The following is a 25,825-nucleotide window of genomic DNA, read 5'->3' on the forward strand; positions in this document are numbered from 1 at the left end:
ACTCGTTTTATCTGGATTGAATGAATTTTTCGATGCCATCGACGATGGCGCCGAGCGCTTTGCCGGTGATCGAATCGGGGTACTCGGTAAAAAACAGTTTGTTCTTCCCGGACTCCTTCGAAACCCGGCTGTCAAAGGGGACCCGGCCCAGGAAGGGGATGCCCTTCGCCTTGGCCAACTCCTCGACGCTTTGCCCTTCAAACAGGGCGCCTTCTTCGTTGCAATGCGGGCACACGTAGGTGGCCATGTTTTCCACCAGCCCGATGATCGGCACTTTGAGCTTGGAATTCTTGGTGATGGATTTCGACACGATGTGCTGGGAGATGGGGGAGGGGATGGTGATCTCCACCACGCCCGCCAGTTCCGGGATCAGGTCGCGGATGTTGTCGATACGGTCACTGCCCGGCGGCATGTCGATCAGCAGGTAATCCAACTCGCCCCAGATGGTGTCTCGCAACAGCTCCTGCAGGGCGGTCGATTCCATGGTGCTCACCCATACGGCACTGGCCTTTTCGTCCTCAGTCCACATCACCGGTGCATCGGCGCTGGGCAACAGCATGTCCATGGACATGATCTTGACGCCCAGGGCACCCTCGCCGGGATGCACGCCCTCGTCCTCGACATTCAGTTTGGCGTCGTTGGGTACGCCCAGGAGTTTGGCGACGCTGGGGCCGTTGAGATCCGCATCGAGAATACCCACCTTGTGCCCGCGTTGTGCAAGACACGCCGCCACGTTGGCGGTGATGGAGCTTTTTCCGACGCCCCCTTTGCCGCTCATCAGGCAAACCTTGTGCTTTATTTTATCCATCCTGGCCCGCAGTTTCTGCTGTTGGCTGACCACCTGCTCCACAATGTTGGAGCCGCCGTCAGAAGCCAGGTCGTTGTACGTTTTCATCCTGAAACTCCTTTGATTTAAATCGATTTCGAGTAACTGGCTGGTACGTCCGATGGCCCCTATCTTATAGAATTTACCCCCGATTGGAAAGGATTAGTTTCCCCTTTAAATTTTAGACCTTACCCCTCTTGCGGGGCTGTCACGGAGGCCTATATTAGTATTGTGAGAAATGGTCCACCACAGGGAGGGTTGAGAGGAGCCATGAGTCCACCGCGCCAGAAAGCCAACTCCAACTATTCATGATCCACGTATAAACGTGGATGCTTCGAAAATTCGAAGCGTATCCGAATAAAAATCGCGACGGTCCGCGACTGTCGCGATTTTTTTCATGTAATATCCCCCCATGCGCCGCATCAAACTCCTCCTCGAATACGAAGGCAGTCAGTACCACGGCTGGCAGTACCAGCCGAACGGGATCACCATCCAGGAAGTGCTGGAAGGGCGGCTCGAGACCATCACCGGTAGAAAAACCCCGGTGGTTGCTTCCGGGCGCACGGATTCCGGTGTGCATGCGGAAGGGCAGGTGGCGCACTTCAACACGGCGTCGAACATGACGCCGCACCAGTTCCTGAAAGCGCTCAACAGCCTTCTGCCGCATGACATCGTGGTGAGGGCGGTGGAGGAGGTGGCTTCGGATTTCCACGCGCGCAAATCCGCGAGCCGCAAGATCTACCGTTACACCCTGCTCAATCGCGATCACCCCTCGGCCCTGCGTTGCAAGCAGGCGCATTACGTCGCCCAGCCGCTCAAAGTCACCGCCATGCGCAAGGCGGCCCGCCACTTCGTCGGCAAGCACAATTTCAAGTCGTTTCAGGGGGCGGGGTGCGAGGCCAAAAGCACGGTGCGGGAGATCTACGACCTCACCGTCAAAAAACGCGGCGACTGGATCGAGTTCTCCGTCGATGGCAGTGGTTTTCTCAAACACATGGTGCGCAACATCATCGGCACGCTGATCGAAGTCGGTTACGGGCGCATCGAACCCGGCGCCATCCCGGAAATTCTCGCCGCGCGCGACCGCAGAAAGGCCGGGCCCACGGCTCCGGCGCGCGGACTCTGCCTGGTCGAAGTGTTTTACGACAAGCCGAAGGCAAAACGCCGCACCGCTTCCAAAAAAAAGTGATCGACTTTCGACCGCCGCGGATTTTCGGGTATAATACTTCGTTTCAAATTTGAAAGGTGGCGACAGGTTATGAGTCAGGAATACACGATTGCAGTTCTGCCGGGCGATGGCATCGGCCCCGAAGTGACCGCCGAAGCGGTGAAGGTGCTCCGGGTGGTGGAGACGCGCCTCGGCCTCAAGTTGAATCTGAACGAGAAGCCCGTCGGCGGCGCGGGGTACGAGGCAACGGGGCACCCCCTGCCCGGCGATACCTTGCAGGCGGCGAAGGAGGCGGACGCAGTCCTGCTCGGCGCGGTGGGCGGTCCCAAATGGGAAACGATTGATTTTTCCTTGCGCCCCGAACGTGCGCTCCTGGGTCTGCGCTCGGAACTCAACCTGTTCGCCAACCTGCGCCCGGCCAAGGTGTTCCGTGCGCTCACCGACGCCTCGACGCTCAAGCCGGAGGTGGTGGAAGGGCTCGACATTCTCGTGGTGCGGGAACTCACCGGCGGCATTTATTTCGGCGAGCCGCGCGGGGTCGTCTCCCTTCAAGGCGGCGAGCGGCGTGGCACCAACACGCTGGTCTATACGGAAAGCGAGATCGTCCGCATCGCCAAGGTCGCCTTCGACGTCGCCCTCAAGCGCAATAAGAAGGTTTGCTCCGTGGACAAGGCCAACGTGCTGGAAGCCACCGGATTGTGGCGCGAGGTGGTGACCGGCGTTCATGAAAAGGATTATGGCGAGATCGAGCTGTCGCACATGTATGTGGACAATGCGGCCATGCAGTTGGTGCGCAACCCGAAGCAGTTCGATGTCATCGTCACCACCAACATGTTCGGCGACATTTTGAGCGACGAAGCCAGCATGCTCACGGGATCGATCGGCATGCTTCCTTCGGCGAGCCTCGGCGGCGAGACGGCGATGTACGAACCGATCCACGGAAGCGCTCCGGATATCGCCGGAAAAGATATGGCCAATCCGCTGGCGACCATCCTGTCGGTGGGCATGATGTTCAAGTATTCGCTCGACCGCGAGGACGTCAACACCGCGCTCGAAAACGTGGTTGAATCGATTCTGGAAGCGGGATACCGTACGAAGGACATCATGTCGAAAGGCATGAAGGAAGTGGGATGCAAGGAGATGGGAGACCTCGTTGTGCAGGCTCTGGAGAAGAAACTCTAATGCAGAAGAAAGACGCATACAACGTTGCGGTGGTGGGCGCCACGGGGGCCGTGGGCCGCACCATGATCGCCACCCTGGAGGAACGCAAGTTCCCCGTGGCGGAACTGCGCCTGCTCGCATCCAGCCGCTCGGCGGGGAGTCAACTGCCGTTCCACGGCAAACTCATCACCGTGCAGGAATTGAAGGACGATTCGTTCGCCGGCATCGACATCGCGCTGTTCTCCGCTGGAGGTTCCACCTCCAAACAGTTTGGGCCGAAGGCGGTGGAGGCAGGGTGTGTCGTCATCGACAACAGCAGTGCGTTCCGCATGGAGCCAGGCATCCCGCTGGTGGTGCCGGAGGTCAATCCCGATGCCCTTGGTGACAAGCCGGGCATCATTGCCAATCCCAACTGCTCGACCATCCAGATGGTGATGGCGCTCAAACCCCTGCACGACCGCTTCCGCGTGCGCCGGGTCATCGTCTCGACCTACCAGTCGGTTTCGGGGTCGGGGCAGAAGGCCATCGACGAGTTGACGCATCAGAGCAGAAGCGCGCTCAACTGCGAACCGCTGGTGAAGAACGTCTATCCGCACCAGATCGCGTTCAACTGCCTGCCGCACATCGATTCGTTTCTCGACAACGGCTATACCAAGGAAGAGATGAAGATGGTCAATGAGACCCGCAAGATCATGGGCGACGACACCATAAGCGTCACGCCCACCACGGTGCGGGTGCCGGTGGTGTATTCGCATTCGGAGTCGGTGTATGTCGAGACGGATGAGGACATCGATGTCGCCGAGGTGCGCCGCGTGCTGTCCGCCTTCCCCGGCGTCAGCGTGGTCGATGCGCCGGAGAAGAACGAGTATCCGCTGGCCATCGACGCCGCCGGGCGCGACGAAGTGATGGTGGGGCGCATCCGCAAGGACCTCACCAACCCCAAGGCCCTCAACCTGTGGGTGGTGGCCGACAACCTGCGAAAAGGGGCGGCGCTCAACGCCGTGCAGATCGCCGAAGTGCTGATCCGCTGAAAGCGCTTCGCCACGGCAGGCACACTTTTTCCCTTCCCGAGCCTCTCCCGGTCTTTACAAATCTCCAAAAATAATTAAAATACATATACTTACGAATTGCCGGCTCCCCGCCGGCGCCTCGGAGATTTGACCGATGCCGGACCATTCCCCCGAAGATTCGCCGCGCGATCCAAACCCCCGCAGTTCGGAGTGGCGTCCGGCCGATTCCGCTGAACTTTCGCAGCTACTGCAGACGGCGGCGCAGGAACGGAAAAACCTGCAACTCCTGCTCGACTACTTCGAGAACAACGTCGGCAAGCTCTCCGACACGAAACAGTATTTCGAAAAATTCAATCACTCCCTCCCCGACACGATCAAAAAGCTCGACACCCTACAAAAGCGTCTGAAAGAGATGCAGACGCTGGAAGGATCGATCGGCAAATTCGAGTCCACCGCCTCCACGCTGGAAGTCCAGTTCAAGGAACTCAAGCAGGACCTCAAGAATGTGCGCACGATGCACGACGAGGTGGAGCAGAAAACCAAATCCCTCAGCCAGCAGAAACGCACCGCCGAAAAGGCCAACGAGGAAGCCGGCCGGCTGAACGCACTGGTGTGGGACATGGAAAGCAAGATCAACAAGCTGAAAGAAGACAGCGGCAAACTGCGCGATGCGGAGAAACGCGTTGCCAAAATCGAGTCCCTGCTGAACAAAGCGGGCGGGCAGGTGGAGGAGGTGACGCGCTTCCGCACGACGATGAAGGAATCGTCCGGTCGTGTCGGCGACCTCAAAACGCTGGTGAAAGACCTCGACCACCGCTTCGCCACGGTCAAAAAGGACCGCGAGGTGGTGGACCATTACCTGCGCGGGCTGGGAGACATCAAACAGCAGTTGAGCCAGGCGAAACTCGAAACCGACAGGGTGCTGGCACAACGCGAGCAGATCAAGGCCGTGCAGGAGACGGTGGACCGCCTGCTGACAGAGACCGGCGACCTGCACATTGAGGCCGACCGCATCAGCGAAAAAGCCGACCGTATCCGCGAAGTCGGGGCGCGCATGGAAGAACTGGAGTCGATGGCGGACAAGGTGAAAGTCCAGCTCGTGCAACTGCACGAGGACAAGGCCGAAGTCCACAAACTGGAGGAAAAGATCGGGTCGCTCCAGTCCCTGCTCGACGCCACCATCCACAACAAACTCGAAACCCTGCAAAGCGAGGCGGGCAAGCTCGATGCCTTTGCCGATCAACTCAGATCATTCGAGGACACGGCGCAGGAAACCGAACGCCGCATCGAACGCTTCCGCGAAGAGTTGAAGGAAGCGGCGTCGATTGAATCGACGTTCAACAAAAATAAAGAAATCGGCGACGAAGCGGCGAAACGGCTGGAGGCCATTCTCGAAAAACGCGACTGGCTGAACGAGGTGGAGAAACGGGTGAACGCTCTTTCCGCCATGATCCACAACATGGAGGAAAAGCTGGAGACCCAGTTGCAACGCAAGGCGCTGATCGAAAAGCTGGAGAAAAAGATCGACGGCCTCGAGTTTTTCATCGAGGAGGCCAACGTCAAAACCGGCAGTCTCAACCGGCAGATCGGGCAACTTGAAGAGATGGAAGGACGGCTGGCGCGGCTGAAGGATCTGGCCGACGGCATCGAGTCGCGTATCGAGCACGCCAGCCGGGAAAAGGCCGACTGGGAAGAACGGGAAAAACGCCTCAACCACCTCGTTTACACGATGACGGCGCTGGAGAAGGATTTGCAGAAGCGGGTCAAGGAAGTCGATGCGTCGCAGGCGCAGGTGGAGAAGATGGACGCGTTGAAATCAAGTCTCGATGCCGCCGTGTCCGATCTCGATTCCAAACTGACCGCCATCGACGAACGGCAGAAGGCCGTTGCCGCCACCGACGAGAAACTCGACTCCATCGATCGCACCCTGAAAGACCTGCAACGGCGTCAGGCGGCGCTCGAGGAAAAAGAAGCGAACCTGGCCCGCGCGGAGAAGCAGTCGCGTCACCTAGAAGAAAAACTTTCCGAATTGGAGACGCGGGCGGAAGCGGTGGCCGGTCATGCATCGAAAGTGCGTGAAGTGCATGAAAATCTATCGCAGTTGGAGACGCGCATCGCGGAGGTTCAAGCCGAGCGCGAACGTCTTGACCTGGCACGGCAAAATCTGGATGATGCGTTGGCGCACGTCAATGACCTGGCCCGAATGTCGCAGGAGAGCCGCGAGCAGGTGGAAGCATTCGAGAAGCGCGTGCGCGATTTCGAGTCCATGGAAGAACGCTTGAGTGAACTGCACACCCTGGCCGGTGACATCACGGCGAAAATCGAGACCCTGAAGCAGGAGTCCGGCCTTCTCGATACCACGGACGACCGTATGGCGGAGCTCAAATTCCTTCTCAAGAAGGCCGAGCGCGTTTCACAAAATTTGAAAGAGGACCACGAGGAATGATCCGGGCCCTTGATAGGCATACAGGGGAGGGGGTCCGGGTCATTTCCTCTTTATCTTCCGCGCCCAGCCTGCTACAACGTTCATTTTTATCGGAACCGTAACCTTCCCATTCCAGCAAGAAAGGACAATCGATGGCGGCAGACATTCTCGGTGTGATCGGCGGCAGCGGCCTGTACAACATGAAAGACCTCAAGGTGGAAAAGGAAGTCGCCGTGGACACGCCTTACGGAGCTCCTTCGGACCCCGTAGTGATAGGGGAACTGGCGGGAACGAAACTCGCATTCCTGCCGCGCCATGGCGTCGGCCACCGTATCACTCCGTCCGAGATCAACTACCGCGCCAACGTCTTTGCCATGAAAAAACTCGGCGTCGAGCGCATCGTGTCGGTCAGCGCCGTGGGGAGCATGAAGGAAGAGATCGTGCCGGGGCACATCGTTCTGCCCGACCAGTTCATCGACCGTACGCACCGGCGCATCGGCACCTTTTTCACGGACGGCATTGTCGGGCACGTGAGTCTGGCCGATCCCATCTGCGACGACCTGCACGGCAAGGTGCTGGAAGCCGCGCAGAAAGCAGGGGCCGTGGTGCACGAACACGGCACCTATGTATGCATCGAGGGACCGCAGTTTTCGACGCGGGCGGAGTCGAACGTGTACCGAAGCTGGGGCGTGGAGGTGATCGGCATGACCAACGTCACCGAGGCCAAACTGGCACGCGAAGCGGGCATTTGTTATGTTACCATTGCGCTCGCCACGGACTACGACTGCTGGCATATTGAGGAGGAGCCGGTCACGCTGGAACAGGTGCTGGAGATCATGCACAACAACGTCGAACTGGCGCAGACCATCCTGAAGGAAGTGGTGGCGCTTCCCATCCTCAAACGCCAATGCGAATGTGGCGAGGCGGCGAAGAAAGCCATCGTCACCGATCCCGCGAAAATTCCCGATCAACGCAAACGAGACCTCGAACCCCTGTTTGGAAAGCTATGAACCGCAAGAAATCCGAATCCCTGTTTGAAGCAGCACAACAAGTCATTCCCGGCGGCGTCAACAGCCCTGTCAGGGCCTTCAAGGCCGTTGGCGGCCACCCTCTGTTCATCGAGAAAGCCAAAGGTTCGCGCCTGTGGGACGTGGACGGCAATGAGTTCATCGACTACAACGCCTCGTGGGGGCCTCTCATTTTCGGCCACGCGCATCCGCGGATTGTGGATGCGGTGAAGCGGGCGGCGGAGAACGGCACCAGCTTCGGCGCACCGACCGAAATCGAAATCGAGATGGCGAGGAAGGTCATCGACTGCGTGCCGTCGATCGAGCGGGTGCGCATGGTGAGTTCCGGCACGGAGGCGACGATGAGTGCCATCCGCCTGGCGCGCGGGTACACGAAGCGCGACAAGATCGTCAAATTCGAAGGCAACTTCCATGGCCACGGCGACAGCCTGCTGGTCAAGTCCGGTTCTGGCCTGATGTCTCTGGGCATTCCGGACTGCCCCGGCGTCATCGAGGACCTGGCGAAGAACACGCTGACCCTGCCTTACAACGACAGCGACGCGGTGAGGGAATTGTTCGACAAGATGGGGAGCGAGATCGCCTGTCTCATCGTCGAGCCCATCGCCGGCAACATGGGCGTCGTGCCGCCGAAAGAGGGTTTTCTGCAAACGCTCCGCGACGTTACCACGAAACATGGCGCGTTGCTGATCTTCGACGAGGTCATCAGCGGATTCCGCGTGGGGCTGGGCGGTGCGCAGAAACTGTATGGCATCACTCCGGATCTCACCACGCTGGGCAAGATCATCGGCGGCGGTCTGCCGGTGGGCGCCTATGGCGGGAAGAAAGAGTTCATGGATCACATCGCGCCGGTGGGATCGGTCTATCAGGCGGGAACGCTTTCCGGCAATCCGCTGGCCATGGCGGCGGGACTGGAGATGCTCAACCTGCTCTCCGGCGACGGGGTGTACGAAAACCTGGAGACGAAAAGCCAACGCCTGTGTGACGGGTTCCGCAAGAACGCGGAGGAGGCGGGCGTGCCCGCGTTCTTCACCCGGGTGGGCTCGATGTTCTCCATGTTTTTCACGAATAACGAGGTGGTGGATTTCGAAACCGTGTCCACCTGCGACCTCGAGTTTTTCAAACGCTATTTCAACGCCATGCTGGAAGCGGGTATTTACATTGCCTGTTCGCAGTTCGAGGCGGGATTCATGTCCGCCGTGCATACGCAAGAGGAAATCGATCGCACGATCGAAGCCAACCGCGACGCCCTGAACAAGGCGAAGGGTTGATCATCAGTCACGCTGTTCGAGCGAGGGGAATTTAGAGGAGAATCATGAGCGAGATCGTTGGCATTCAGGCAAGACAGATTCTGGATTCGCGGGGCAACCCGACGGTGGAAGTGGATGTGTTTCTGGAAGAAGGATTGATGGGCCGCGCGGCGGTGCCTTCCGGCGCGTCCACCGGATCGCGCGAGGCGTTGGAGTTGCGCGACGGAGACAAGAAGACCTACATGGGCAAGGGCGTGCAGAAGGCGGTGAAGAACATCAACACCAAAATTGCGCCGGAACTGGTAGGCATCGAGGTTACGGAGCAACGGCTGATCGACCGCATCATGATCGAGATGGACGGCACCGCCAACAAGGGCAAGCTGGGGGCGAACGCCATCCTCGGCGTGTCTCTGGCGGTGGCGCACGCGGCGGCGAACGATCTCGACATCCCCCTGTTCAGCTACATCGGCGGGAGCAACGCGTGCGAACTGCCGGTTCCGATGATGAACGTGCTGAACGGCGGCGCACACGCCGACAACAACGTCGATATCCAGGAATTCATGATCATGCCCGTCGGCGCGAACAGCTTTCACCAGGCCCTGCAGATGGGCACCGAGGTGTTTCATCACCTGAAAGCCGTGCTCAAAAAGAAAAAATACAACACCGCCGTGGGTGATGAAGGCGGCTTTGCGCCGAATCTCAAATCCAACGCCGAGGCGATTGAGGTCCTGCTGGCGGCCATCAAGAGCGCCGGGTATAAAGAAGGCAAGGACATTTTGCTGGCGCTCGATGTGGCGGCGAGTGAATTGTACCAGAACAAGAAATACGTGCTGGCGGCGGAGAAGAAATCGAAACTCACTTCCGACGAGATGGTTGATTACCTGGCCGGGCTGGTGAAGAAGTATCCGATCGTCAGCATCGAGGACGGCCTGGCGGAGAACGACTGGAAGGGCTGGGAGAAGCTCACGAAAAAAGTGGGTGACACCACGCAGTTGGTGGGGGACGACCTGTTCGTCACCAACACCAAAATTCTGAAGAAAGGCATTCAGGAAGGCGTGTGCAACTCGATCCTGATCAAAGTGAACCAGATCGGTACGCTGACCGAAACGCTGGAAGCGGTAGAGATGGCCAAACGCGCCGGGTACACCGCCGTCATTTCGCATCGCTCCGGGGAAACGGAGGACACCACCATCGCCGACATCTCGGTGGGGGTCAACTCCGGACAGATCAAGACCGGGTCGCTGTGCCGCACCGACCGCGTCGCCAAGTACAACCAGCTCCTGCGAATTGAAGAAATGCTGGGGCCGTCGGCGGTGTTCAAAGGCCGCGAGGTGTTTTACAACCTGGGAATGTAATGCGCTATGGCAATCAAACCGAAATCGCTCAATAAAATCCAGGCCACGATGGCGCTCAGCCTGCTGCTGTTCGCCATCATGGTCGGGGTGGCGGTGTTCAGCGATGATGGTGTGATGACGGTGTTTAATTTCAAGGATGAACTTGAGAAAATGAAAGAGGGCAACGTCACCCTGACACGGGAAAACAAAGCCCTGCAGGAAGAAATCGAAGCCCTCAAGAAAGACCCGCTGGCGGTGGAGCGGGTGGCTCGCGAAAAATTAAATCTGGTCCGTCCGGGAGAAACCGTGTACCAGATTGTTCCCCACCCCGATACTCCCTGATTTCATGCGGAAGTGGTTTTCTTACTGATTGATTTCTAACCGATTACATAAAAATTCCCGCGACGCCATACCTTTTGTAGAATCTTGGAATTGAATTCTAAATAGCTATAAATAAATAGAAAAATTGCATCGCGCTCTTTTGGGTTGAAGCGGTTTTTTTGTTTGCAAAGTTTGAGCCAAAATGATTCTGGAATTGGTGCAATAACCTATTGATTATTTTGAAATAAATGGTAAAGTAATGTCATTCCACTTTGGGTAACGAACAGATTCAAGAGTCTGGATGCCGGTGTCGATAGGGGTGAATGAGGTGTCAAAAGGGACCCTGTATCGCAGTGCCGGTTTCTTGGTCGAGGCCCCCCGATGTGATGGATCGCTTCGGGCGGCGGGTTTGTGAGTCTATTGTGGAGTTGAAGCCATGAGGGGCGGAAAACGGATATAAAATGCCTTTTTAGGTAGGTTTATATCACTTTCTTTTTCGTGAATTGAAGGAGGGAGCATGACCAAGCAAGACATTATCAACCATGTATCGCAGGAAGCGAGCCTGTCCCGGGCGAAAGCCGAAGAAGCGGTCGAAACCGTGATCAAGCTGATCAAGGAATCGTTGGGGCAGGGGGAGCCTGTGATCTTGCGGCGTTTTGGAACCTTCCAGGTCAAGTCCAAGACCAAGCGCATGGGCCGAAACCCCAAAACCGGTGAAGAAGCTGAAATTTCCGCCCGTAAAGTGGTCCGTTTCAAGTCCGGAAAGCACTTCAAACAAGCGGTCAACAGCGAAGGCGAATGATTCGTTTCGGGGGCCATGGCCTCACAGGATCAGCATGGCATCCCCGTAGCTGAAAAACCGGTACTTTTCTGCGATGGCTCCCTTGTAGGCCCTTTCCATCAACGGTTTGCCTGCGAACGCGCAAACCAGAAGAAACAGGGTGGAGCGGGGCAGGTGGAAGTTGGTCAGGAGTCGATCCACGGTATGGAAGGGTTGGCCTGGGTACAAGAACCGGTTTGTCCATCCTTCCACATCCTGTTCCACGGGCTGGTCAAAGCGCACCGACTCCAGCACACGTGTGCTGGTGGTGCCGACGGCGAGTACGGGCCTGCCTTCGACTTTTGCCTTATGAATGCGGTTCCACGTGTCCGCGGGAATCCGGTAAAACTCCTCTTTCATTTGGTGATCCGTCACCTTGTCCACCCGCACGGGCTGGAAGGTTCCCGGCCCCACATGCAGAGTCAGAAACCCCACATCCGCCTTGGATTCAAGGTGCTTCATCATCTCCGGGGTGAAGTGCAGTCCGGCGGTAGGCGCCGCAATGGCTCCTTCTTCCCTCGCAAAGACGGTCTGGTAGCGTTCGCGATCCAATAGGTCCATCTTTTCCGCCAAGTCCCCACCCCGTTTGATGTAATGCGGCAGGGGCATTTTCCCTTCCCGGTTCAACGCGGCCCTCAAAGCTTCTTCACTGGAAAACCGCACTTGGGCCATGTCCCCGGCCACCTGTTCAAACGCCGCACTCAATCCATTCCCAAACTGAAACGCCTGGCCCGGCTTCAGTTTTGAAAGGCCGCGGGTCAGCACCAGCCAGCAGGCCGGTTCCACCCGTCGAACCAACAGCCACTCGACGGGTTTGCCCGTATCGGCGCGTTGCCCTGTCAGTTTGGCGGGAAGCACACGGGTGTTGTTGAATATCAGGAGGGGGCGGTCGGTCAGAAAATCCGTAAAGTCGGAAAAGCCCCGGTGCGTCATTTTACTTGTTTTGCGGTCCACCACCAGGAGGCGGGAGTCATCCCTTTTTTGGGCAGGTGTTTGCGCGATCAACTCTTCCGGCAGATGAAAATCGAAATCAGATATATTCATGAAATCTATTGTATTATCAAATTTTTAACGGTTGTGGGGCAGGAAATTCATATTGACCCATCCCAGTGTTTATTATATCCTGCGCGGACGTTTAACGGAGTGCTAACCGAAACTGCCAACCATCAGGGTGATAACAATGGCTAAAGTTTTTAAATCGTTCGGATATTTATTTCTGACCTTATGCCTTTTTCTGGGTTATTCCGACACGGCCGAGGCCGCCAAGAAAAAGGTCCCCAAACGACCGAAATTCGTGGGCGCCACAAAGTGTGATGGCAGTTGCCACGATCCCTATTACCAAGCATGGAAGAAGTCACCCCATGGAAAAACCTTTGATTTGTTGAAAGCAGGCAACGCCGCCGATGCCAAGAAACGTGACGGCCTCGATCCGGAAAAGGATTACACTAGCGATCCGGCCTGTCTGTTCTGCCACACCACCGGCTACCGTCAACGTGGTGGGTTCATTCCGCCAGGCACCAAATTCAAAGGCCGCGATGTTAGCACCCGGATCGATCCGTCCGAGCCCAACCTGGAGCAGGTGGGTTGCGAGATGTGCCATTCCGTTGCCGGTGGTTCCCAGTTCCGCGTGGTGATGAAAAACACCAAGGGCGATTTCAAGAAAGGGGACATCGAGAAATACGGCTTGCGCTGGGACTACAAGAACGTGTGCAACCGGTGTCATGGGCACAAACAAAATCCGCACAAGGGTGAAAAGGCGGATTTGGAAGCGGCCCTTGCCAACGTCCATCCTTTCTCGAAGTTCATCACCGAGGACAACGCCGACCAGAACATCGTGAAGGACGGCAAGGTGAAGGACCGGTCGAAGGAAAAAAGCCTGTCTGAAGAAAAAGGCGTCGTCGTTGAAAACTGGAAGATCCATAAGGGCAAACTGCGCTTCCTGAAAGGTGGCAGGGCCTTCAACTATAAAAAAGGCGAAATCTACTATAAATAACCAATTGGCGAATTTCGCCGTTATACTATGAGGGAGTGCCGGTTCGGCTACGAACCGGCCTCCCTTTTTTTATGTCCAACGGTGGGAGCCTGCTATGGGGGATTTCGTCAAGAAGATCGTGTGCATCGGGGCCGGATACGTGGGGGGGCCCACCATGGCCGTCATCGCTCATCACTGCCCCGATTACAGGGTGACGGTGGTGGACATCTCGCGGGAGAAAATCGCGCTGTGGAATTCCGAGCAGTTGCCGATTTACGAACCCGGCCTGTATGACCGTGTTGCTAAAAGCCGCGGCCGCAACCTGTTTTTCTCCACCGAGATTGACAAGGAAATCGACGAAGCCGATATCATCTTCGTCACCGTGAACACCCCCACCAAGACATTTGGTGAAGGCGCAGGACGCGCCGTGGACCTGCAATTCATCGAACAGACCGCGCGCCGCATCAAGGAGAATTCCCGGTCCGACAAGATCGTCGTCGAAAAGAGCACCATCCCCGTGCGCGCCGCCGAAACCCTGCGCCGCATTCTGCACTCCGGCGACAACGGCGTGCATTTTGAAATTCTGTCCAACCCGGAATTCATGGCCGAAGGCACCGCCATCCGCGACATGGAAGAACCCGACCGCATTCTGATCGGGTCCATGGACACGCCGAGCGGCCGCCAGGCGCGCGACGAACTCACCCGCATTTACGGACACTGGGTGCCACAGGAGCGTGTGCTCACCACCAACCTGTGGAGCAGTGAACTGTCAAAATTGGTGGCCAATGCCTTTCTTGCCCAGCGCATCTCGTCGATCAACAGCATCTCCGCCCTGTGCGAACTGACGGAAGCGGATGTGGCGCAGGTGGGCCATGCCATCGGCATGGACAGCCGCATCGGCGCAAAGTTTTTGAGTGCAGGGGTGGGGTTCGGTGGGTCCTGCTTTCGCAAGGATCTGCTCAATCTCATCTATCTGTGCGAGCATTATGGCCTGCATCCGGTCGCGGAATTCTGGCAGAAGGTGGTGGACATCAACGATTTCCAGATGCAGCGTTTCGTTCAGCGCATGGTCACGGCGATGTTCAATTCCGTCGTCGGCAAGAAAATCGCCATCTTCGGTTTTGCGTTCAAGCCGGACACCGGCGACACGCGCGATGCCCCGGCCATTCACATCTGCCGCGCGCTCCTTGAGGAGCGGGCATGGCTCAGCATCTCCGATCCTCATGCCATCCTCAATGCCCAAAAGGATCTGGAAGGTCTGCCCGGCGAGATCGATTACGTGGAAGATCCTTACGAAGCCGTGAAGGGCGCCCATGCCATTGCGCTGTTGACGGAGTGGAAGCAGTACCGCGATCTCGATTACCGGGAAATCTTCGACCGCATGGAAAAGCCGGCGTTCATTTTTGATGGACGCAACCACCTCGACCACGATGCGCTGTTCGATATCGGCTTCAACGTGTACGGTGTGGGCAAGCCCGCCCGCGAGCACTTCGACTGAACCAGGAATGGGAGGGGCGCCGGAGCGTCACCCGGCTTTGTCCGGCGTGTGGCAGAAGGTGCAAGAGTCCATTCTGCGGTGCGGCATGATGGGAATGTTGCTTGCCTGCCCGGTATGGCAGGACAGGCACTGGGTGGCGGAATCCTTGGGATCATGAAATTCCCGTGCGCTCAAGCGCGGAGCCGAGTCCAGAAGCATATAAACGAACGTTCCGGCAATGATCGCGCCCAATACCGCCATGGCCTTGTAGAAGTTGATCTGGCCTTTCAATTCCTGCTTTTTCTTTTTTGCCATTGATTTAAATCTCTTTCAACCCGCCTGGGCGATGACATCGATTTCCACCTTCGCCCCTTTGGGCAACGCCGCCACCTGCACGCACGCTCGCGCCGGTTTGCCGGCGGCGAAGTACTTTTCGTACACCGCGTTCATACGGGCAAAGTGGTTCATGTCCGCCAGATAGACCGTCGCCTTCACCACATTCTCGAATCCCAGCCCGGCGGCTTTCAGAATGGCGCCGATGTTCTGAAGCGTGCGCTCGGTTTCCTCCTCGATTTCACCCGCCAGAAACTCGCCCGACTTCGGGTCCAGCGCGATCTGCCCGGAGGTGAACACAAACTGCCCGGCGCGGATGGCCTGCTGGTATGGGCCGATGGCCGCCGGAGCGTCGTCGGTGTGGATGGCTTGCTTTTCCATGTTCCTCGCTTTCGGTGAAGGGGGGCGGAGTCACACCGCCATTTTCTTGATAAAGGGATACGATTTCAACTCCCGTCCCAGCCGCGCCAGAATGAGGCGGTGGGTGATGGATTCGATTTCCGCCTCGCTTCCCTTGGGAATTTTCAGGCGGTCGGTGTGCTGGATGTCCAGCGTCAGCAGTTTCCGCAGGTAATTGAGCGTGCCGTTTTGGATGCGCGTCTCCAGTGCCGTCTGTTCCTGGCAGGGGGCGCATAAGATGCCATGCCGCGTGTAGCTGAACCCCACCCAGCGGGATTGCGGTTCCTCCCGGCATTGAATGCACCGCTTGAGACGCGGCGTGTAGCCCGCCAGGGCCATGATGCGCATCTCGTACAGTCGGCACAGGGTTTCGAGGTCGGTCTGGCCCTCCACCTTGCGCAGGGCCTTGCACAGCAGGTCAAAGGTTGGGGTTTCCGGGTGCGCCTCCGCCACCAGGCTCTCCGACAATTCCACGAAATAAATGCCGGTATAAAACTTCTGCGGATGCTCGCGTACTTTCTGGAACGAGTGCACGATGTCGCACTGGTTGAGACGATAGAGGTCCTGGTGCTCCTTGCCGAAATAAATGAGCGACAGGTGGGTCATCGGCTCCAGACACGCGCCGAAGCGGCTTTTGATGCGCCGGGCCGCCTTGGCCACGACTTTTACTTTGCCGTAATCGCGGGTGAACAGGGTAACGATCTTGTCGGCGTCGCCCAGGTTCATGCTTCTCAGAACAACGGCCTGCGTTCTATACAGGGGCATGAGCGTGTGTTTCCAAGTCTAGCAGAAATTCTTTGATGTGCAGGCCGCCGGTGTAGCCGCCCAGTCCGCCGTCGGCGTGGATCACGCGGTGGCAGGGGATGATGACGGGTACCGGGTTTTTACCGTTGGCGTTGCCCACGGCGCGGCTGGCGTTTGGGTTTTTGAGTTTTTCTGCCAGCCAGCCATAACTGCGCGTCTCGCCGAAAGGAATGGTCAAAAGCCGCTTCCACACAGTCTGCTGGAACGGCGTGCCGCAGGTGAGATCCAGTTCGCAGTCGAACTCTGTGAGTTCCCCTTTAAAATACGCTTTCAACTCATCGATCACGGGTTTCAGTCGTTTGGGATCGTGCATGGGCCGGGCGGTGTACACGTCTTCCAGGTAACGCAGGAACTGGCTTTCGCTCTTCTGCGCCGTACGGATGTTGCACACGCCTTTATCGGTGGCGGCGACGCCGAGGATGCCGATGGGACTTTCCATTGTTGCGTAAACAAGGGAATCGGTTTCGATGCGTTGGTGTTTCCGAGTGGGTTGCATGGTGGAGCGTCCTTTCTGCCAAGGTGGCCGACGGAGGCCATTGTAACACGCTAGCTTCCAAACAGGTTGGGCAGGAACAGGCTGAGCAGGGGAAAATACGTGACCGCCATCAGCCCCATCAGCCGGAGGCCCAGAAACGGCAGGGTGGCTTTGTACAGGCGCACCACGGGCTCCTCAAAGCGGGAACTGGCGATGAACAGGTTGAGCCCCACCGGCGGCGTGGAGTAGCCGATCTCCAGGTTGACCAGAAAAATGACGCCCAGGTGGACCATGTCCACGCCGAAGTTCTGCGCGATGGGCACGATCAACGGCACCACCACGATGATGGCGGAGAAGATGTCCATCATGCAGCCGACGACCAGCAGAAACAGGTTGAGCATGATGAGGAAGGTCAGTTGGTCGTCGATGTAATCCTTCATGAAGCCCAGCAGTTGCATGGGCACCTGCTCGTCCACCAGGTAGCTGGTGAAGCCCATCGCCGTGCCGAGAATGATGAGGATCGCGCCCACCAGCACCATGCTTTTTTTCATGATTTCCGGCATGTCGCGGATGGGATGAATGTCCCGGTACACGAAGCATTCCACTACCACCACGTACACCACCGTCACCGCCGCCGCTTCCGTCACCGTGAAAATGCCGCCATAGATGCCGTACAGCACGAGGAAGGGCAGGGGGATTTCCCACGCCGCCTCGCGCACCGCGCTTTTCGTCTCCTGCCAGTTGAAGGGCGTTCTCTCAATTCCAAACCGTTTGCTTTGCGCCATGCTGTACATGGCGAGGATGACGATCATAATGATCCCCGGCACCACCCCCGCCAGGAACAACTGATCGACGTTCACCTTCGCCACCAGGCCATACAGGATGAGCGGCAGAGACGGCGGGAACAGCAGGCCCAGGCTTCCCGACGAGGTCATCAAGCCGAGCGAAAAGTTTTTGCCGTACATTTCTTTCAGCATGAGCGGGTACAACAGACCACCCAGTGCGATGATGGTCACCCCCGACGCGCCGGTGAACGCAGTGAAAAACGCGCACGCCACCAGCACCACCCAGGGCAGTCCCCCGGGCACGCTCCCCAGCAGGGCCTGCGTGAGCCGTGTCAGTCTTTGCGGTGTCTTGCTTTCCGCCAGGATGAATCCGGCGAACGTGAACAGCGGGATGGCGAGCAGGGTGGGCGCGCTGGCCACGCGGTAGAGTTCGATGAACACCGCGGCCGAATCGATCTCTGCGAAATGAAACGACAGCAGGGCGGCGAGGCCGATCACCGCGTAGAGCGGCGTCCCCAGCAGGGTCAATAGCAGGATGACGGCGACGATCAGAAGGGTCATTCGGCAGGCATCCGGAAATTGGCGATTTCACTCGTCACGCGTAAAATCAAACGAAGCGCGATGAGGGCGAAACTGAAGGGCAGAATGGTCTGGAACAACCATACGGGAATATCCAGAAACAAGGTCGAGCCGCCTTCTTTCTCGAAGATCATGAAATCCCATGCCGCAAGTGAGAGGAAGATACTGATGACGGCGGTCACGACGTCCACGCCGATGCGGTTGACCTTCTTCCAGAAGCCGTTCAGGAAATGCGGCAGAAAATCGATGGCAATGTGCTTTCGTTCACGCACCGCCAAAGACGCCCCCAGAAAACCCACCCACAGCACCAACTGGCGAAGCAGGATGTCCCCCCACAGGATGCCGGTGCCCATCAGGTTGCGCAGGATCACCTGGCCGAAGGAGAGTAGAACCATGACCGTCAGCAGGAGGATCAGGACGGCGGTTTCGATACGGGCGAGAATGTCATCGAATTGGCGTACGGTTCGCATGGCAGACGGTTTGGGAATGGGTGGAATGCCGGTTTCGGTTCGGCTACGGAAAAGGGGATTTCAGATTCCCGGAAGCGAACCGGTACGGTTATGTATAATAAAGGCTTTGCCATATCGGCTCAATCATTTAATACAATCCGCGGGAAAGCGGGAAATGGATGGTTTGGAAATGAACCGCATTGCTTTATTCCTGGTTGCGTGGGCGCTGTTCTGGTTGGCGGCGCCTGCCTTGAGTATCGCCTCTGAGGACGCGGCGGCCGACATGGTCCATTTTCCTGCCGGGGAGTTCTGGATGGGCCGCGAACCGGGCAAGGGGCTGGAAGATGAAATGCCGCGCCACAAGGTGTACCTCGATGCCTTCTGGCTGGACCGGTTCGAGGTCACCGGCGGCGATTTTGCGGCATACCTCAAGGCGCATCCCGACGAGCACCCGACCATCACCGGCTGGTGGGGCCGCGACCCGCGACCGGACATGGTGGACAAGCCGGTGATCGGCCTCACCTGGGAGCGGTGCCGTAACTTCTGCCGCTGGCGGGGCAAGCGCCTGCCGACGGAGGCGGAATGGGAGCGCGCCGCCGCCGGGATGGAGGGGCGGACCTACCCGTGGGGTGAAGAGCCACCCACGCCGGAGCGGGCCAATTTCGGCAAGTGCTGTTTCATCCACAAAGGCGAGGTCCTGCACGAAGTGGGCACCCTGGAAGCCGGACGGACTCCGGAGGGCGTCCACGACATGGCGGGGAATATTGCCGAATGGGTGTACGATTGGTATGATAAATCCTACTATTCGGCCGGCGATGACAGCAATCCCCGCGGCCCGGAATCGGGGACGTATCATGTTGTCCGCGGGGGCGCCTGGAACAGCCTTCCCGACTACATGCGGTCGTCACGCCGGTACGGGTTCGATGACGCCAAGGATTTCTACGGAATCGGCTGTCGTTGCGCCCGGTCGGCTTCACCAAACCCCTGAGCAAGAGAATTCGGTGCGTACTCCCTATGGATAATGTGGATGATAAGATCGACACGCTGATGCGTGACAAACTGGTTTCGCTGATGCAGGAAAACACCGTCCGCATCAAGAACATCAATATCAAGTACACCACCAGCAACAAGAAGCACACCATCGAGCGCTGGCGTGCGTTTTACGACAGCTTCGACAAGCTGTTTCGCAACATGCCCAAGGACCTCGTCCGCGTGGAAAAAGAGGTGCGCTCGAAGTTCGTTCAGCCCATGGTGCCGGAACGCAAGCTCCGCCTGCTCAGCTACATCAACTCCGAAGCCGACCTGCTGTTTGAGAAACTGGAAAAGGAATGCCGGCAGGAGTTCAAGAAACTGGGAGGCGAGGAGGAATTCGAGGAGCGTCTGGAAAAGACCCGGGCCAAATTCACCGACAACCTGGAGACGCAACTGCAAAAATGTATGGAAGCGCTGGAGACGGAGACCACCGCCTCCGGCAAGCTGCCCATCGCGGAGTTGTGCCGCATGTATGATCTGAGCGAAGGGTTTCTGCATGAACTCAACCTGATCGATCCTCTGCAGAAAATCCAACTGCGCCTGAAGGAGGCGGGCTCCGATCCGGAACTGCAATCCCGCATTGAAGGGGTGAAGGAAGCGTTGAAGCGCATCACGCACAGCCTGCAGAGCGGAACGCCCAAAAACATCGATTCCGCCAGCGCCCGCAAAGGCCACAAGATGGTGGTGGCGCGGGAGACCATGGCGGTGCGCGACCTCGTCATCAACACCAATTACCTGCTGGAATACGCACTGGTGCCGGGCGATGACCTGAACTCCGAGTTGGCACAGAAGCTGTACAGAAAAGTGGAGTCGTTTTTTGACACCGGCCGGCAGGAATGGAAAACCGAAGCCGGTCATTTCAAAGCCGTGTACGAATACACTCTTGTGAAAGGAAATCAAAATGCCTGAGAAACGAACCCGCCGGTGGCTCCATCTGGTTGTGCAGGCAATGTTGGCCGCCGTGTTGTCTCTTGGCGTTTCCGGATGCACGGTTTTTGAGATTCACCTCATTCCTCCGCCATCGCCGCTCAAGGAAAAAGTGCTCTCCGGTGAGGGGCGCACGAAGGTGTTGCTGTTGGAGGTCAGCGGGGTCATTTCCAACCAGAAAGTCTCCAGCATGCTGTCTCCACGTGAAGAAGAAGGCATGGTGGCGCGCATCCGGGAAGCGCTCGACAAGGCGGAGAAAGACCGCGACGTGCGGGCCATCCTGCTCAGCATCAACAGCCCCGGCGGCACGGTGACTTCCAGCGACATCCTGTACCACGAGATCAAGTCGTTCAAGGAAAAGAACAACGTCAAAGTGTACGCGCAGGTGATGGACCTCGCCGCGTCGGGCGGCTACTACGTGGCGCAGGCGGCGGACACCATCATCGCCCACCCCACGTCCATCACCGGGAGCATCGGCGTCATCACTCTCAAAATGAACCTGAGGGGGTTGATGGAGAAGGTCGGCGTCGATTTCGAGGTGGTCAAGTCCGGGGACAAAAAGGATTTCCTGTCACCGTTTCGTCCGCTCACCGATGAAGAGCGCAGGTTGTTCCAGGCGGCGATCGACGACATGCACGACCGGTTTGTGGAAGTGATCACAAAGAACCGGCCTCATCTGAACGAGGCGCAGGTGCGCCAGCTTGCCGATGGACGCGTCTTCACCGCCCGCCAGGCGCTGGATGCGAAGCTGATCGATCACGTCGGCTATCTTGACGACACGCGTAACCTTATCAAGAAGGACCTCGCCCTGCGCGACTTTCAATTGGTCACTTATTACCGTGCCGGGGAGTACAAGGACAACGTGTATTCGTTGATGAAAGCGCCGACGATCAACATGATAAACCTGGACCTCAACTTTCTGCCAAAAACTCCGGAGCCGCAGTTTCTGTATCTGTGGGTTCCCTGATGTGCGAGGCGGCCTTGCCATGAACACCATTGTTTCCATCAATGTCGGCCAGCCCCGAACCGGCACCTACGACGGCGGCAAGCCGTTCCGCTCCGGCATCTTCAAGGACCCGGTGGAAGGCCCGGTGTTTCTCGATTACATGGGACTCGAAGGCGACGGCAGTGCCGACCTGGTGCACCACCGCGGCCTGGACAAGGCGATCTGCCTGCTTTCCCATGAGCACCTGATTTACTGGCGAAAAGAAATCGGGCAGGATGTGCCGCCGGGTTTCTTCGGAGAAAACTTCACCATTGAGGGGTTGCCGGAGACCAAAATCCATATTGGCGACGTGTTCCGCATTGGAGAAGCGGAAGTGCAGTGCTCGCAACCGCGCCAGCCGTGCCACAACATCAGCAAACGCTTCGACGACAAGACCATGGCGGACCGGGTGATCGACACGGGTTACACCGGGTACTACCTGCGTGTGCTCAAACAGGGCTGGGTGCAGGCGGGTGACCACCTCGCGCCGCTTCATGAAGATGCCGAACGGTTGACCGTGGACGAATGCAACCGCGTTATGTTTTATGACAGGAACAATCTTGAAGCGATGCGCCGGGTGTTGGCCCATCCACTTCTGTCTGAGAGCTGGAAAAAAAGCCTGATGCCCGTACTGGCCAGGCTGGAAACCCGCGCCGCGCCGGGTCACTCCGGGACCTCCTGAATCATGTCTTCGTCTCACTCACAAACCTTCACCCCGGAGGGTTGGGCGGCACGGTTGCAGGAGGCGGTGTGGTCTCCGGAGGTGGAAATCCGGGTGAGACAGGCGCTGTGCCTGTATCTCGCGGATCTGGGGTTGTTCGAGGTGGTCTCGGAGCAGGAGTGGCGACTGATCGGCTTCGATGGGCCTGTCGAGGATGAAGAGGCGGTCCGGAAATATTTAAAGAAGCGGGTGAGCGAACTGGCCTGCACCGATGCGGGGTTCGCGCTGGTTTATTTTTTGAACGACCCGCCGGATCGTCCGGAGCCGGAGTTTTTGAGGATGGAGGAACCGCCTCCTTCGGCGCGCTCGAAGGGTTTGTTCCCACGCGAAAAGAAAATTCCGCCGAAGGGATCGGCGGATCCGAGCAACCTGCAGATCGTCAAGAAAGTCGGGCGGCAGATGGGATCCTACATCGCGCTCGAAAAGGAATTCATCGACCGCGTTGTGGGCACGCACACCACGCGCGCCGAGGCGCGAAAGATTTTCAACGCCGCGCTGGCCAAAATCCGGAGCAAGGCGAAACCCCAATCCTGGGAACAAATCAGCCGCCGCCGTCATAAATGAAAGCACGGCGTGGGGCTGTTAATGTGAATTCATAGGGAAACTGAGACCGCACTATGGCAGGACAACGATTACTGGTCATCGGAGCCGGCCCCGGCGGCTATGCCGCGGCCTTCTACGCGGCCGACCGCGGCATGGACGTGACGCTGGTCAACGAAGATAAGAACATGGGGGGCGTGTGCCTGCAACGCGGATGCATTCCTTCCAAAACCCTGCTTCACATCGCCCGCCTGATCACGGAAACGAAGGAGGCGCGCGAGTGGGGTTTGGAATTCAGCGACCCCAAAATTGATGTGGACCGCCTGCGCCAGTGGAAGGATCAGGTCATCGGCAAGATGTCGCAGGGCCTCGCTCAACTGTGCAAACAACGTGGCGTGAAGTATGTGTCCGGACGGGCGGTGTTCGAGAACGCCAATCGCGTGAAAGTAGGAGAGGAGTCCATCGAGTTCGACCACGCCATCCTGGCGACCGGGTCGCGTCCCATCATTCCCGGTGATTTCGCCATCGACAGTCCGCGTCTTCTGGACTCGACCAGCGCGCTGGAAGTGGAGGGTATTCCGGAGCGCCTGCTGGTGGTGGGCGGCGGGTACATCGGACTCGAAATGGGCACGGTGTATGCGGCGCTGGGATCGAAGGTGACGGTGGTGGAGATGACTGACGGCCTCCTGCCCGGCGTGGACCGCGATCTCGTTCGGGTTTTGCAGGCGAAATTGCGCAAGGATTTTGAGGCGATCCACCTCAACACGCGGCTGGAAGCTTTGCAGGAAACGAAAGAAGGGTTGAAGGTTCTGCTCAAGGGAGAGTCGGAGTCGCGGGAAGAGGTGTTCGACAAGATCCTCATCTCCATCGGTCGCCAGCCGAATACGGAAAACCTGGGGCTGGAGCGGACACGCATCGAGCTCGACAAGCGCGGCTTTGTGACGGTGGACCAGAGCGGCCGCACGGCGGAAGGATCGATCTACGCCATCGGTGATGTCATCGGCGGCGCCATGCTGGCGCACAAGGCGTCGTACGAGGGAAAGCGTGTTGTCGAAGCGATCCTGGGTGAGTCACATGACTTGCAGGAGCCGGTCATCCCGGCAGTGGTATTCACCGATCCGGAAATCGCCTGGTGTGGCTTGACCGAGGAGCAGGCAAAGGCCGAGGAACGCGAGGTGGAGGTGTGCAAGTTCCCTTGGGGCGCTTCCGGACGCGCGACCACGCTGGGGCGCAATGATGGTCAGACCAAGCTGATTCTGGAACCCAAGACGGGAAAAATTCTGGGCATGGGACTGGTTGGCGCGCACGCCGGGGAACTGATCTCCGAAGGCGTGCTGGCGATTCAACTGGGCGCCACGGCGGAGGACCTGGCGCACTCCATCCATCCACACCCGACGCTCTCCGAAACGCTGATGGAAGCGGCGGAAATTTTTCTCGGCACGCCGACGCACATCTACAAAAAGAAACGCTGAGGGTGTGCTTCAGACGTCGATCACATCATCATCGTCCCGGTACTTGCGGGATGAGGAAGACGACGAGGAGGAACGCGGCGGCCATTGACCGAATCGCGGGTCCCGGGTGTGGGGATGCGTTGGTGAACTCATGTTGCGTCGGCGGCGGATGCCGAACAGGTCGGCCAGAAGAGTGAGGATGCCGCCCGCCAGTGCGATCAGAAAAAACGTGAAACCGAACACGAACAACAGCACAAATGCCAGAATGACGATGCCGCCCAGAAGCAGTTTGGTGCTGAGTGGCATGGCGGGTCGGTTCGGGTCATTACTGTAATAAAAAAACATCGATCCCCGCTGGTTGGATGTTTTATAATGCTTTTTTTACGAGTGTAGCATGGAAAGAGACGCGTTAATAATAGTTTGTAAGGGATGCGGGGTCAGCAACCGGATCAAATCGTATTCGGAGGACCGCCTGCCGGTGTGCGCCAAATGCCGGCATCCGCTGATTGACAAGGATGAAAACGAAGCGCATGCGCGTTACACGCAGAAGCTCAAGGATTTTTACAATCTGCCGGACATCAATAACTTGAAATGAAGGAAGGGCGGTTAAAGTCCGCTCCGATGTGCCGTTGCAAGGATAAGGAGACAGGAAGCATCATGGATGAAACGACACAGATCATTGACGACATCTTGAGAGAAAAGCTGGGCGCCACGCATGTGGAGATCATCAACGAGAGTTACCTGCACCGCGGGCACAAAGCGGCGGGGGGAGGCGGGCATTACGCCGTGGTGGTGGTCTCCGAACAGTTTGAAGATGTGAATCCGCTGGACCGGCGCCGTCTGGTGTATGGCGCGCTGGATGACCAGATCAATGGCAAGCCCAAGCGCATCCACGCCATCCAGATCAAGACCTTCACTCCCTCCCAGTGGGAAGAAGCCGGGAAGACCGCTTGAGGGCGGTCACTCCCGGTAGATTTCCAGTTCTTCGCAGTTCTTCAGGTTCTCCGACTCGGTGAGCGCTTTGATCCCCTGATTGCTGAACTGGTTTTTATACAGGTCCAGCTTGATGTATTTCTTGCTTTGAGGCGATGCGGCAAACGCGCGCGCGCCCTCGTCCCCGATCACGTTCCCGAACAGGGACAGCTTGGTCAGCTTGGGAAAATTGGCCGAGTTGGCCAGCGCCACCGCACCCTCGTCGCCGATTTCGTTGTGGTTCAGATTCAGCGTCTCCACGTTTTGCAGATACGGGCATTCGGCGATGGCCTCGGCCCCCTCGTCACCGATCTGGTTTCCGGAATAGGTGAGGGTGACCAGATTCTGCAGGGCCTCTTTTTTGGTGAACAGTTCCATGGTTCCCCGCAGGCCGATGTACTTGTCGCGAAGGTTGAGCACCTTGCCGTCTTCAGAGATGTTTTCCTTGATCAGATCATCGATTCGGCTCATGGATGACTCCTGGCTATTTTATTGAACCTTCAAAGAGGTTGGTTGAAGCATTTGTGTCTGCATTTTAGCAGATTTCCCGGTACCCGGCGAAGCTCCCGATAAGATGGCACAAG

General features: G+C 57.8%; 29 protein-coding genes. 19 read left to right on the plus strand and 10 right to left on the minus strand.

Going from position 1 to position 25,825, the window contains the following annotated elements:
• Nucleotides 1-7 precede the first annotated feature (7 nt).
• A complete protein-coding gene (locus J2S31_RS07100) occupies nt 8-895 on the minus strand; it encodes a P-loop NTPase (RefSeq protein WP_237098384.1) in 888 nt (295 codons plus the stop codon).
• 343 nt (nt 896-1,238) lie between these two features.
• On the opposite strand from J2S31_RS07100, the gene truA reads away from it, so the two are divergent.
• From truA to J2S31_RS07145, 9 genes are all read left to right on the plus strand, one after another.
• On the plus strand, nt 1,239-2,015 hold the full coding sequence (gene truA / locus J2S31_RS07105) for a tRNA pseudouridine(38-40) synthase TruA (RefSeq protein ID WP_237098385.1): 777 nt from the start codon (nt 1,239-1,241) through the stop codon (nt 2,013-2,015).
• A gap of 69 nt (nt 2,016-2,084) precedes the next feature.
• Nucleotides 2,085-3,176: a 3-isopropylmalate dehydrogenase gene (gene leuB, locus J2S31_RS07110; protein WP_237098386.1), complete on the plus strand. Its 1,092-nt coding sequence runs from the start codon at nt 2,085-2,087 to the stop codon at nt 3,174-3,176.
• The gene (locus tag J2S31_RS07115) at nt 3,176-4,186 is read left to right on the plus strand and encodes an aspartate-semialdehyde dehydrogenase (protein WP_237098387.1); all 1,011 of its coding nucleotides are present in this window, start codon (nt 3,176-3,178) and stop codon (nt 4,184-4,186) included. The genes leuB and J2S31_RS07115 overlap by 1 nt, the downstream gene beginning before the upstream one ends.
• A 133-nt stretch (nt 4,187-4,319) precedes the next feature.
• On the plus strand, nt 4,320-6,611 hold the full coding sequence (locus J2S31_RS07120) for a hypothetical protein (RefSeq protein WP_237098388.1): 2,292 nt from the start codon (nt 4,320-4,322) through the stop codon (nt 6,609-6,611).
• A gap of 131 nt (nt 6,612-6,742) precedes the next feature.
• Nucleotides 6,743-7,600: an S-methyl-5'-thioadenosine phosphorylase gene (mtnP, locus tag J2S31_RS07125; protein WP_237098389.1), complete on the plus strand. Its 858-nt coding sequence runs from the start codon at nt 6,743-6,745 to the stop codon at nt 7,598-7,600.
• On the plus strand, nt 7,597-8,886 hold the full coding sequence (gene hemL / locus J2S31_RS07130; RefSeq protein WP_237098390.1) for a glutamate-1-semialdehyde 2,1-aminomutase: 1,290 nt from the start codon (nt 7,597-7,599) through the stop codon (nt 8,884-8,886). Before mtnP ends, hemL begins: the two co-directional genes overlap by 4 nt.
• Nucleotides 8,887-8,930: 44 nt before the next feature.
• Nucleotides 8,931-10,220, plus strand: coding sequence for a phosphopyruvate hydratase (eno, locus tag J2S31_RS07135; RefSeq protein ID WP_237098391.1), 1,290 nt, complete (start codon nt 8,931-8,933; stop codon nt 10,218-10,220).
• A gap of 6 nt (nt 10,221-10,226) precedes the next feature.
• Entirely contained in the window at nt 10,227-10,541 is a 315-nt protein-coding gene (locus J2S31_RS07140) for an FtsB family cell division protein (protein WP_237098392.1), read from the plus strand.
• A 496-nt stretch (nt 10,542-11,037) separates the two neighbouring features.
• Nucleotides 11,038-11,322: an integration host factor subunit alpha gene (locus J2S31_RS07145; protein ID WP_237098393.1), complete on the plus strand. Its 285-nt coding sequence runs from the start codon at nt 11,038-11,040 to the stop codon at nt 11,320-11,322.
• A 21-nt stretch (nt 11,323-11,343) separates the two neighbouring features.
• On the opposite strand, the gene queA is transcribed toward J2S31_RS07145, so the two are convergent.
• Nucleotides 11,344-12,384, minus strand: coding sequence for a tRNA preQ1(34) S-adenosylmethionine ribosyltransferase-isomerase QueA (gene queA / locus J2S31_RS07150; RefSeq protein ID WP_237098394.1), 1,041 nt, complete (start codon nt 12,382-12,384; stop codon nt 11,344-11,346).
• 136 nt (nt 12,385-12,520) lie between these two features.
• On the opposite strand from queA, the gene J2S31_RS07155 reads away from it, so the two are divergent.
• Nucleotides 12,521-13,333 carry a cytochrome c family protein gene (locus J2S31_RS07155; RefSeq protein ID WP_272908640.1) on the plus strand — a complete coding sequence of 271 codons (813 nt, stop codon included), beginning with the start codon at nt 12,521-12,523 and terminating at the stop codon, nt 13,331-13,333.
• Between the two features lie 94 nt (nt 13,334-13,427).
• Complete coding sequence (locus J2S31_RS07160) at nt 13,428-14,810, plus strand: nucleotide sugar dehydrogenase (RefSeq protein WP_237098396.1); 1,383 nt, start codon at nt 13,428-13,430, stop codon at nt 14,808-14,810.
• 27 nt (nt 14,811-14,837) lie between these two features.
• On the opposite strand, the gene J2S31_RS07165 is transcribed toward J2S31_RS07160, so the two are convergent.
• The 6 genes from J2S31_RS07165 to J2S31_RS07190 are packed head-to-tail and all read right to left on the minus strand — an operon-like array spanning nt 14,838 to nt 18,634.
• Nucleotides 14,838-15,104 carry a hypothetical protein gene (locus J2S31_RS07165; protein WP_237098397.1) on the minus strand — a complete coding sequence of 89 codons (267 nt, stop codon included), beginning with the start codon at nt 15,102-15,104 and terminating at the stop codon, nt 14,838-14,840.
• Between the two features lie 15 nt (nt 15,105-15,119).
• Nucleotides 15,120-15,503: a RidA family protein gene (locus tag J2S31_RS07170; protein ID WP_237098398.1), complete on the minus strand. Its 384-nt coding sequence runs from the start codon at nt 15,501-15,503 to the stop codon at nt 15,120-15,122.
• Nucleotides 15,504-15,533: 30 nt separating this feature from the next.
• The gene (gene recO, locus J2S31_RS07175) at nt 15,534-16,286 is read right to left on the minus strand and encodes a DNA repair protein RecO (RefSeq protein ID WP_237098399.1); all 753 of its coding nucleotides are present in this window, start codon (nt 16,284-16,286) and stop codon (nt 15,534-15,536) included.
• Nucleotides 16,273-16,821 (minus strand): methylated-DNA--[protein]-cysteine S-methyltransferase, encoded by a 549-nt coding sequence (locus J2S31_RS07180; protein WP_237098400.1) that lies wholly within the window; start codon nt 16,819-16,821, stop codon nt 16,273-16,275. The genes recO and J2S31_RS07180 overlap by 14 nt, the downstream gene beginning before the upstream one ends.
• A 50-nt stretch (nt 16,822-16,871) precedes the next feature.
• Nucleotides 16,872-18,146 (minus strand): TRAP transporter large permease, encoded by a 1,275-nt coding sequence (locus J2S31_RS07185; RefSeq protein ID WP_237098401.1) that lies wholly within the window; start codon nt 18,144-18,146, stop codon nt 16,872-16,874.
• The gene (locus tag J2S31_RS07190) at nt 18,143-18,634 is read right to left on the minus strand and encodes a TRAP transporter small permease (RefSeq protein WP_237098402.1); all 492 of its coding nucleotides are present in this window, start codon (nt 18,632-18,634) and stop codon (nt 18,143-18,145) included. Before J2S31_RS07190 ends, J2S31_RS07185 begins: the two co-directional genes overlap by 4 nt.
• A 154-nt stretch (nt 18,635-18,788) precedes the next feature.
• On the opposite strand from J2S31_RS07190, the gene J2S31_RS07195 reads away from it, so the two are divergent.
• The 6 genes from J2S31_RS07195 to lpdA are packed head-to-tail and all read left to right on the plus strand — an operon-like array spanning nt 18,789 to nt 24,290.
• Nucleotides 18,789-19,601, plus strand: coding sequence for a formylglycine-generating enzyme family protein (locus J2S31_RS07195; protein ID WP_237098403.1), 813 nt, complete (start codon nt 18,789-18,791; stop codon nt 19,599-19,601).
• A gap of 26 nt (nt 19,602-19,627) precedes the next feature.
• Complete coding sequence (locus J2S31_RS07200) at nt 19,628-20,554, plus strand: hypothetical protein (RefSeq protein WP_237098404.1); 927 nt, start codon at nt 19,628-19,630, stop codon at nt 20,552-20,554.
• Nucleotides 20,547-21,539 (plus strand): signal peptide peptidase SppA, encoded by a 993-nt coding sequence (gene sppA, locus J2S31_RS07205; RefSeq protein WP_237098405.1) that lies wholly within the window; start codon nt 20,547-20,549, stop codon nt 21,537-21,539. The genes J2S31_RS07200 and sppA overlap by 8 nt, the downstream gene beginning before the upstream one ends.
• A gap of 19 nt (nt 21,540-21,558) precedes the next feature.
• Nucleotides 21,559-22,239 (plus strand): MOSC domain-containing protein, encoded by a 681-nt coding sequence (locus J2S31_RS07210; RefSeq protein ID WP_237098406.1) that lies wholly within the window; start codon nt 21,559-21,561, stop codon nt 22,237-22,239.
• Between the two features lie 3 nt (nt 22,240-22,242).
• The gene (locus J2S31_RS07215; RefSeq protein ID WP_237098407.1) at nt 22,243-22,842 is read left to right on the plus strand and encodes a hypothetical protein; all 600 of its coding nucleotides are present in this window, start codon (nt 22,243-22,245) and stop codon (nt 22,840-22,842) included.
• Between the two features lie 53 nt (nt 22,843-22,895).
• Nucleotides 22,896-24,290, plus strand: coding sequence for a dihydrolipoyl dehydrogenase (gene lpdA, locus J2S31_RS07220; RefSeq protein ID WP_237098408.1), 1,395 nt, complete (start codon nt 22,896-22,898; stop codon nt 24,288-24,290).
• Nucleotides 24,291-24,299: 9 nt separating this feature from the next.
• On the opposite strand, the gene J2S31_RS07225 is transcribed toward lpdA, so the two are convergent.
• Complete coding sequence (locus tag J2S31_RS07225) at nt 24,300-24,575, minus strand: hypothetical protein (protein WP_237098409.1); 276 nt, start codon at nt 24,573-24,575, stop codon at nt 24,300-24,302.
• Between the two features lie 88 nt (nt 24,576-24,663).
• On the opposite strand from J2S31_RS07225, the gene J2S31_RS07230 reads away from it, so the two are divergent.
• Both J2S31_RS07230 and J2S31_RS07235 read left to right on the plus strand, forming a co-directional pair.
• Nucleotides 24,664-24,864 carry a hypothetical protein gene (locus J2S31_RS07230; protein ID WP_005010619.1) on the plus strand — a complete coding sequence of 67 codons (201 nt, stop codon included), beginning with the start codon at nt 24,664-24,666 and terminating at the stop codon, nt 24,862-24,864.
• Nucleotides 24,865-24,926: 62 nt separating this feature from the next.
• Nucleotides 24,927-25,223, plus strand: coding sequence for a BolA family protein (locus J2S31_RS07235; RefSeq protein WP_237098410.1), 297 nt, complete (start codon nt 24,927-24,929; stop codon nt 25,221-25,223).
• Between the two features lie 6 nt (nt 25,224-25,229).
• On the opposite strand, the gene J2S31_RS07240 is transcribed toward J2S31_RS07235, so the two are convergent.
• Entirely contained in the window at nt 25,230-25,712 is a 483-nt protein-coding gene (locus J2S31_RS07240; protein ID WP_237098411.1) for a hypothetical protein, read from the minus strand.
• Nucleotides 25,713-25,825: the final 113 nt, after the last annotated feature.

This window comes from Nitrospina gracilis Nb-211 (assembly GCF_021845525.1).
Taxonomy (GTDB): Bacteria; Nitrospinota; Nitrospinia; order Nitrospinales; family Nitrospinaceae; genus Nitrospina; species Nitrospina gracilis_A.

Coding starts and splice junctions, on each gene's coding strand:
- J2S31_RS07115 (WP_237098387.1), top strand. CDS start 3,176: ATGCAGAAGAAAGACGCATACAACGTTGCGGTGGTGGGCGCCACGGGG.
- J2S31_RS07225 (WP_237098409.1), bottom strand. CDS start 24,575: ATGCCACTCAGCACCAAACTGCTTCTGGGCGGCATCGTCATTCTGGCA.
- J2S31_RS07215 (WP_237098407.1), top strand. CDS start 22,243: ATGTCTTCGTCTCACTCACAAACCTTCACCCCGGAGGGTTGGGCGGCA.
- J2S31_RS07240 (WP_237098411.1), bottom strand. CDS start 25,712: ATGAGCCGAATCGATGATCTGATCAAGGAAAACATCTCTGAAGACGGC.
- J2S31_RS07145 (WP_237098393.1), top strand. CDS start 11,038: ATGACCAAGCAAGACATTATCAACCATGTATCGCAGGAAGCGAGCCTG.
- J2S31_RS07160 (WP_237098396.1), top strand. CDS start 13,428: ATGGGGGATTTCGTCAAGAAGATCGTGTGCATCGGGGCCGGATACGTG.
- J2S31_RS07120 (WP_237098388.1), top strand. CDS start 4,320: ATGCCGGACCATTCCCCCGAAGATTCGCCGCGCGATCCAAACCCCCGC.
- J2S31_RS07190 (WP_237098402.1), bottom strand. CDS start 18,634: ATGCGAACCGTACGCCAATTCGATGACATTCTCGCCCGTATCGAAACC.
- leuB (WP_237098386.1), top strand. CDS start 2,085: ATGAGTCAGGAATACACGATTGCAGTTCTGCCGGGCGATGGCATCGGC.
- mtnP (WP_237098389.1), top strand. CDS start 6,743: ATGGCGGCAGACATTCTCGGTGTGATCGGCGGCAGCGGCCTGTACAAC.
- lpdA (WP_237098408.1), top strand. CDS start 22,896: ATGGCAGGACAACGATTACTGGTCATCGGAGCCGGCCCCGGCGGCTAT.
- truA (WP_237098385.1), top strand. CDS start 1,239: ATGCGCCGCATCAAACTCCTCCTCGAATACGAAGGCAGTCAGTACCAC.
- J2S31_RS07140 (WP_237098392.1), top strand. CDS start 10,227: ATGGCAATCAAACCGAAATCGCTCAATAAAATCCAGGCCACGATGGCG.
- hemL (WP_237098390.1), top strand. CDS start 7,597: ATGAACCGCAAGAAATCCGAATCCCTGTTTGAAGCAGCACAACAAGTC.
- J2S31_RS07185 (WP_237098401.1), bottom strand. CDS start 18,146: ATGACCCTTCTGATCGTCGCCGTCATCCTGCTATTGACCCTGCTGGGG.
- J2S31_RS07155 (WP_272908640.1), top strand. CDS start 12,521: ATGGCTAAAGTTTTTAAATCGTTCGGATATTTATTTCTGACCTTATGC.
- recO (WP_237098399.1), bottom strand. CDS start 16,286: ATGCCCCTGTATAGAACGCAGGCCGTTGTTCTGAGAAGCATGAACCTG.
- queA (WP_237098394.1), bottom strand. CDS start 12,384: ATGAATATATCTGATTTCGATTTTCATCTGCCGGAAGAGTTGATCGCG.
- J2S31_RS07235 (WP_237098410.1), top strand. CDS start 24,927: ATGGATGAAACGACACAGATCATTGACGACATCTTGAGAGAAAAGCTG.
- J2S31_RS07210 (WP_237098406.1), top strand. CDS start 21,559: ATGAACACCATTGTTTCCATCAATGTCGGCCAGCCCCGAACCGGCACC.
- J2S31_RS07230 (WP_005010619.1), top strand. CDS start 24,664: ATGGAAAGAGACGCGTTAATAATAGTTTGTAAGGGATGCGGGGTCAGC.
- J2S31_RS07170 (WP_237098398.1), bottom strand. CDS start 15,503: ATGGAAAAGCAAGCCATCCACACCGACGACGCTCCGGCGGCCATCGGC.
- eno (WP_237098391.1), top strand. CDS start 8,931: ATGAGCGAGATCGTTGGCATTCAGGCAAGACAGATTCTGGATTCGCGG.
- J2S31_RS07180 (WP_237098400.1), bottom strand. CDS start 16,821: ATGCAACCCACTCGGAAACACCAACGCATCGAAACCGATTCCCTTGTT.
- J2S31_RS07195 (WP_237098403.1), top strand. CDS start 18,789: ATGGATGGTTTGGAAATGAACCGCATTGCTTTATTCCTGGTTGCGTGG.
- J2S31_RS07200 (WP_237098404.1), top strand. CDS start 19,628: ATGGATAATGTGGATGATAAGATCGACACGCTGATGCGTGACAAACTG.
- sppA (WP_237098405.1), top strand. CDS start 20,547: ATGCCTGAGAAACGAACCCGCCGGTGGCTCCATCTGGTTGTGCAGGCA.
- J2S31_RS07165 (WP_237098397.1), bottom strand. CDS start 15,104: ATGGCAAAAAAGAAAAAGCAGGAATTGAAAGGCCAGATCAACTTCTAC.
- J2S31_RS07100 (WP_237098384.1), bottom strand. CDS start 895: ATGAAAACGTACAACGACCTGGCTTCTGACGGCGGCTCCAACATTGTG.